The organism is Brachyspira sp. G79, from assembly GCF_002379365.1.
Lineage (GTDB): Bacteria > Spirochaetota > Brachyspiria > Brachyspirales > Brachyspiraceae > Brachyspira.
The window spans coordinates 302950-309517 of the sequence record NZ_JQIU01000007.1; the positions used below are offsets into that span (position 1 = coordinate 302950).

Here is a 6568-nt window from a genome sequence, read left to right on the forward strand (position 1 = left end):
AATTACATACTGTTTTTACATAATTTTATAAGTCATAAAAATAATGTCAATAATATTATTGAAAAAAAATAAACTGCTATTATAATGTAAACTCAAATGCTGAACAAATTAATAAAAAATGGAGTAATCATTATGAAAATACTATTTATACGTCATGGGCAAACAAAATTAAATGCTGAAGGAAGATGGCTAGGCTCTACTGATGCTCCATTATCTGAGACGGGAAAAGATTTTCTTATAAACAAAAAAAGCATTATAGATAAATATAAACCAGTTCAAAAATTGTACTGCAGTCCTCTTAAAAGATGCTTAGAAACAGCTCAAATATATTTTGATGATCATGAAGAAAATAAAGAAATTGTAAATGATTTAAGAGAAAGATGTTTTGGTGATTTTGAAGGCAAAAATCATGATGAATTAAAAGATAATCCATATTATAAAGAGTTTTTTAGAACTAATTGGAAAAGCAATGTACCAAATGGTGAAACCTCTGATAGTTTCTTTAAAAGAACAGAAGAAGCATATATCTATATAATAGAAGACATGAAAAAAAATAATATGGATTATACTGCCGTAGTAAGTCATGGAGGAGTTATTATGTCTATATTCAGCAAATTTGATAAACAGAAATTGGGATTTTATGAATACCTTTTACAAAACGGATGCGGTTATTATACAGAAATAGATGAGAAAAATAATATAAATATTATAGAAAAGTTCTAATTTTACGATGATTATTAGTAATAACTTTTAATTTGGAATAAATTAACATGAAAATACTTTTAATATTACCTATATCTTTTCTTTTGAATATATTTATTAAAAATGTAAAATTTGATCCTTTTGTATTTGTATCAAGACTGCATTTTATAGCTGAAGATTTATTTAGAAAAAAGGTAAATACTCAAAATAATACACTTGCTTTTATAGTAGGAACATTATCTTCTTTTATAATTATAGCTGTATGTTTTTTAATACCATTTTTTCTTTTAATGCTTTTATATAAAGTTCATTTTCTTTTAGGGTTGATAATAGAATTAGCATTATGTTATATTACATTAGGTATTAGAAAGCCTTTAGAAATTAGCTCCCGTATATATCACAGCTTAAAAAATAATGATATAAAAAAAGCAAAATCTCTGCTCAAAGAAAATACGGATATAGATACAGAAGATATTGAAGAAGAGCAAATTATTAAAAACACTATTGAATATACTATAATAAGCATTGCTGAAGATTATATATACCCTGCAATATTTTTGCTTTTGGGAGGAGCTCCTCTTTGTATAGCATATAAAGCTCTTTATAAATTATCTGAAAGCTCTTCAGACACAGTTTATATAGACGAAAATAAAAGTGATGATATTTTTGGAATATTTAATATAAAACTTTGTTATATATTGAACATAATACCTTCTTTCTTTACATCGCTTGTTCATATTATAACATCAAAAATATTAAGATATGAATATAAAAATGCTTTTATAACATTAAAAAGAGACGGCAAAAATAATAAAGCAAGATTGGAGGCAAGTGTTGCAGGAGCACTCAATATAGAGCTTGGAGGAGAATATATAAAAGATGGAGAAATATATGACAGACCTTTAGTAGGTGAATATTTAGAAGATTTAAAAATAATCCATATAGAAAAAGCCAATAAGTTTATATTAACTTCTGCCGTATTTTCATTAGCTCTATTAATAATAATAAAACTTATATCTATGCTTATAGCTTCTATAATTGCTTAAACATTATATACATTTTAATAGGTTTTAAATAATTATTTTATTATTTAAAACCTATTTTTTACTATTCATTTTGATATACTGTCTTTTCTATAAAATCTTTATTCTTTATATTTGTATTATAAAAAATAAAAATAAATAATGCTATTAATATAAACTGCGAAAAAGGTAATGCTAGCCATACTCCGTTAAGATTGAAAAACAAAGGAAGTACTAATATACATAAAGGACTTACAAGTAAAGGGTCTATATAAGTCAAAAGTGCTGAATATCTGCTTTCCCCTGAAGAATAAAAATAAGCTGTTCCTAATCTTACTATAGGCTGAAGTATGAATGAAACAGATATTAAAATTAATCCTTTGCTTATAATATCATTAGTTTCTATAGAAGCACCAAATAAAATACCAAAATTATTTTTGAATATTAAAATTATACTTAAAATAATTGAAGCAAGTATCAATGCAAATAATATACCTTTTTTAAATACTTTTTTCATAAGATCATTTCTTTTAGCACCTTTGAAATAGCTTATCATAGGCTGACACCCCTCGGCAATACCTTCAAATAAATATATAACAGAGCCGTATATATAGTTTATAACCGAATATGCAGAAGCTGCTGTATATCCTCCGTACTTTATACACTGCCAATTATTAAATATTACTATCAAAGATGGTGCCATAACCAAACCAAAAGGAGAAAGTCCTATTTGAACGGCTCTTTTTATCATTGATAAATCAAAGTCTGATAATTTTACTCTATATTTTTTTCTTATAAATAAATAATATAGAGAGATTAAGGCAACAATAGCTTGAGCTATTATTGTAGCAAGTGCAGCTCCGAACATTCCCCATTTAAAAACCATTAAAAATAAATAGTCAAGTATAATGTTCGTTATAAGACCTGCCCCCATAAATGCCATAGCATGAATAGTTTTACCTAAATTTCTTATTATAGGCATGCTTCCATATGATATTATCTGAAAACTTCCTCCTAATATTATTACCGTAATATATTCATCAGCAAGTTTAAATATATTATCCCTAGCACCTAGAAGATATATTAATTTATTTTTTAATAAAAGCAAAATAACAGTTAATATCATACATGCGAGTATTAAAGTAATAAAAGTATTTGATTTGGCTTTATCAAAACATTTACTGTCGCCTGCTCCAAGGTATGTAGACATTATAACAGAGCCTCCCATACCAAGCATGACAGCACATGCAGCAATTAAAGTACCTATAGGATAAACTAAATTAATAGCAGTAAGACCATTATCTCCCATAGAATTTCCTACAAAGAAGCCGTCTACAACTATATAAAGTCCTCCAAGCATAGTTGAAATTATTGCAGGCAAAACATACTTAAAAAAAGATTTTTCCATGTTTTTAGTATTTTGTGTAATATTAATCATGATAAACTCCTTTTTAAAAATAGTCTTCTTTCGTACTATAAACAATATGGTATTATAAGCATGTTTACTGTTTTGTCAATAGAAAAAGTACGAAAATTTACTTTTTTCTTTAGTGTTGAAATATTTATATTTTACTGTATCATTAACTATGAATTTAAGGATATATTTTTATGCAAAGAAATGTATTTTATATTTTTATACTTTTTATATATATGATATCTTCTTCTTTTATATTTTTTGATGATGATAGAAATATCAATTTTGTACCCTATACTTCTTTACCCATAAATATTCAAGAGTTTGTAAATAAATATTTTAATGACTATAAAGTATATAGTGCCTCTGTTTCTTCACGGTATACTGTAATTTTTGAAGGCGGCTCATCAATTAACTTTAATAGAAAATGCGAATGGACTTCTGTAATAGGAAATAGAAAAACAATAGATATTAGTACGGCAGAAAAGTTTATTGACCATAAAATAATCAATACAATCAAATCAAAATATAAAACCATCAATAATATATACAGAAGAAGCAAAGGAATAGAATTTAAGGCTGATGATAAAGAATATATTTATATAGACTATAATGGCAATATTATAAAAATAAAAAAAGCCTGAAATTTAAAAGAAAATTAACTTATCTGTAAACTAAATACATATATATTGACATACTAAAATAATATTATAATGTTTAAAAATAACTAAACTATAAAAGGATATTATCATGAAAACAAAAGAAGAATTAGTTGAATTTTTAAATAAAAAAATCGAAAATAATCAAAATCTTGATGATGCTCATAATTATATTTTCTTAAAAGCATATTTAGAAGATATGATAGAAAAAGAAAAAAATGAAATTAGTAAATAAATTATTTAAAATAGTTATATAAAAATTTTACAATTATGGATATTATACCCTATCAAAAACTTCCAGAGAAAGCAAAAAACTTTATAAAAAAATATTTTAATGATTATTATGTGTTTAAGACAGTATTTAGTTCATCATACAGTGTTGTATTTAAAGGCGGAAGCTCTGTAAACTTTACTTCAAGAGGCGAATGGACTTCTATTATAGGAAACGGTAATGAAATAGCATTTACTATAATAGCAAAACTTGCTGAAGATGGTGTTATAGAAAAAGAAGTTATAAATACTGTAAAAGAAAAATACGAAAACTTTACTATATACAGAATAATAAAAAAGAAAAACAAATATGAAATAGATATTAATAACAATGTTATTATTATAGATATAAAAGGCAGTATATTAAAAACAAATAAAAATATTATAAATATATATTGAAATTTGTATTTTTAGGGTTTATCATATGAGAATGAAAAACATATTAATAATTTTTTTTATATTAAGTTCATTTTTATCAGCACAGTATTATTCTTATACTAATATTCCATCTTTTGAAAAAAGCGAATACTTTGTCCATAAAGGAATATCTGGAAAAAAGAATAATGCTTTAATAGTATACACAGAAACTTCAGTTGACAGCAAAGGATACTGGAATATTAAAGAAACTTATATTAAAGGCTTTGTTACAAATAAGTTAAAAGACCCTTTTCTATTAGAGGAAAGCATGATGACAAATATAAGAAAGTCTGAAATGTATTCAATAATAGATTTATCTAATATGCGTACAGTTTATAATAAAAGTATAGACTATCATGATTTCGGTACTATAGAAAATACGTTTGATATAAGGGGTAAAATTAATTATACAAATGACTCAGGCTCTTTAGCCATATTTTCTATGTACGGAGTATATCAAATAGCAAGAACTTTCCCTATTGATATAACAAATACTATGAATATTGTTATGCCTACAGCTTCGAAAGACAATAAAGTAAAAGTATCTGTAATAAATAATGGAATTAAAAAAAATCAAAATAAATGGAGAAGAAAAAGAATGCTATGAGATGGAAATAAAAATCGAAGGGATACCTTTTGCTATATTTTTTCCTACAATAAATGCATATATTGAAAAAGATGATAAAACAAGAAAAATAATAAAGTATAATACTTTAGCTGGAATGCTTGATACTATGGACGTTTTTCTCACACAAGATGGAAGAGGAAGTAACATTACAGTAATGAAAGAATAAATAAAGAAATAATAATAAAACTAGGAGAAAATAATAATGAGCGAATTAAAAGTGGACTGCATAAATATAAATATGTACGGAATGAACTCTTATATAGTGTCTTGTGATGATGAGGCTATGATAATAGATATGGCTAAATTATCATTCGGATATGATGATTATAAAAAACTATTAAACGGAAAAAAACTTGTAAGAGTAATATATACTCATGGACATTTTGATCATATATCTGGTGCTGATGATATAAGAAAAGAATTTCCTAATACTCCTCATGGTGTACATAATCTTGATTATAATTTTTTTCAAAATCCTAATTTAAATGTAAGTGCTTATCTTGGAAATATTATAACATGCCAAAGCCCTGAAGAACAATTCAATGACGGCGACACTTTCAAATTAAAAGATATAGAGTTTAAGGTAATACACACCCCAGGTCATACAGAAGGCGGAGTTTGTTTTTATACTAAAGGGCATTTATTTTGCGGAGATACAATATTTGCATACGGCATAGGAAGAACTGATTTTCCTACTGGAGATTATGATACATTAGAAAAAAGTATAAAAGAGAAAGTATTTGCTTTAGATGATGATACTCTTTTATACCCAGGTCATGATGCATACGGATTTAAATTATCACAAAGAAAAAAAATGGGGGTATTTTAATCTCAATATAAAATGATAATTAGTGCAAGCAGGCGTACTGATATACCTTCTTTACATACAAAATGGTTTTTAAATAGATTAAAAGAAGGCTATGTCATCACTCAAAACCCTATAAACAAAAATATTTTTTATAAAATACCTTTAAATAAAAACATTGTAGATATAATAGTATTTTGGTCAAAGAATCCTGATATAGATTTCTTAAAAGAAGTGTATAATTTAGGCTATGAGTTTTATATTCATTTTACTATTACGCCTTATGATAAAACTATAGAAAAAAATATTCCAGATAAAGAATTATTAATAAAAAAATTTATAAAAATAAGCGAATTATTCGGAAAAGAAAAAATAGTCTGGAGATATGACCCTATTATATTAAATGATGATTTTTATACTGATTATCATATAAATAATTTTCAAAACTTCTCTGAAAGTTTAAATGGCTACACTGATGAATGCATATTAAGCTTTGTTGAAATATATTCCAAAATAAAAAATAATATTAAAAATATAAATAATAATGAACAAATATCATTAATAAAAACTCTAAAAGAAATATCTCATAAAAATAATATAAAATTAAAAAGCTGCTCTCAAAATATTGATATAACAGAAAAATCTTCATGT

General features: G+C 25.0%; 10 protein-coding genes. 9 read left to right on the forward strand and 1 reads right to left on the reverse strand.

The window, feature by feature from the left end:
* The first annotated feature begins 132 nt into the window (after positions 1-132).
* Positions 133-723, forward strand: coding sequence for a histidine phosphatase family protein (locus KQ44_RS01525; protein ID WP_096735932.1), 591 nt, complete (start codon positions 133-135; stop codon positions 721-723).
* 47 nt (positions 724-770) lie between these two features.
* Positions 771-1748, forward strand: a complete 978-nt coding sequence (locus tag KQ44_RS01530) for a cobalamin biosynthesis protein (protein ID WP_096735933.1) — start codon at positions 771-773, stop codon at positions 1746-1748.
* 61 nt (positions 1749-1809) lie between these two features.
* Here KQ44_RS01530 and KQ44_RS01535 read toward each other — a convergent pair whose 3' ends face one another.
* Positions 1810-3162 carry an MATE family efflux transporter gene (locus KQ44_RS01535; protein WP_096735934.1) on the reverse strand — a complete coding sequence of 451 codons (1353 nt, stop codon included), beginning with the start codon at positions 3160-3162 and terminating at the stop codon, positions 1810-1812.
* A 170-nt stretch (positions 3163-3332) separates the two neighbouring features.
* Here KQ44_RS01535 and KQ44_RS01540 point away from each other — a divergent pair, with 170 nt between their 5' ends.
* From KQ44_RS01540 to KQ44_RS01560, 7 genes are all read left to right on the forward strand, one after another.
* On the forward strand, positions 3333-3782 hold the full coding sequence (locus tag KQ44_RS01540; RefSeq protein ID WP_096735935.1) for a PepSY-like domain-containing protein: 450 nt from the start codon (positions 3333-3335) through the stop codon (positions 3780-3782).
* Between the two features lie 106 nt (positions 3783-3888).
* Positions 3889-4032, forward strand: coding sequence for a hypothetical protein (locus KQ44_RS14375; RefSeq protein ID WP_168171244.1), 144 nt, complete (start codon positions 3889-3891; stop codon positions 4030-4032).
* A gap of 35 nt (positions 4033-4067) precedes the next feature.
* Entirely contained in the window at positions 4068-4466 is a 399-nt protein-coding gene (locus KQ44_RS01545; protein ID WP_096735936.1) for a PepSY-like domain-containing protein, read from the forward strand.
* A 25-nt stretch (positions 4467-4491) separates the two neighbouring features.
* The gene (locus KQ44_RS01550; protein ID WP_240516412.1) at positions 4492-5091 is read left to right on the forward strand and encodes a hypothetical protein; all 600 of its coding nucleotides are present in this window, start codon (positions 4492-4494) and stop codon (positions 5089-5091) included.
* Position 5092: 1 nt separating this feature from the next.
* Positions 5093-5278 carry a hypothetical protein gene (locus KQ44_RS14675; protein WP_240516413.1) on the forward strand — a complete coding sequence of 62 codons (186 nt, stop codon included), beginning with the start codon at positions 5093-5095 and terminating at the stop codon, positions 5276-5278.
* 36 nt (positions 5279-5314) lie between these two features.
* Positions 5315-5941 carry an MBL fold metallo-hydrolase gene (locus KQ44_RS01555; RefSeq protein WP_096735937.1) on the forward strand — a complete coding sequence of 209 codons (627 nt, stop codon included), beginning with the start codon at positions 5315-5317 and terminating at the stop codon, positions 5939-5941.
* Between the two features lie 12 nt (positions 5942-5953).
* Positions 5954-6568: DUF1848 family protein (locus KQ44_RS01560; protein WP_096735938.1), on the forward strand; the 615-nt coding region annotated here is incomplete at its 3' end.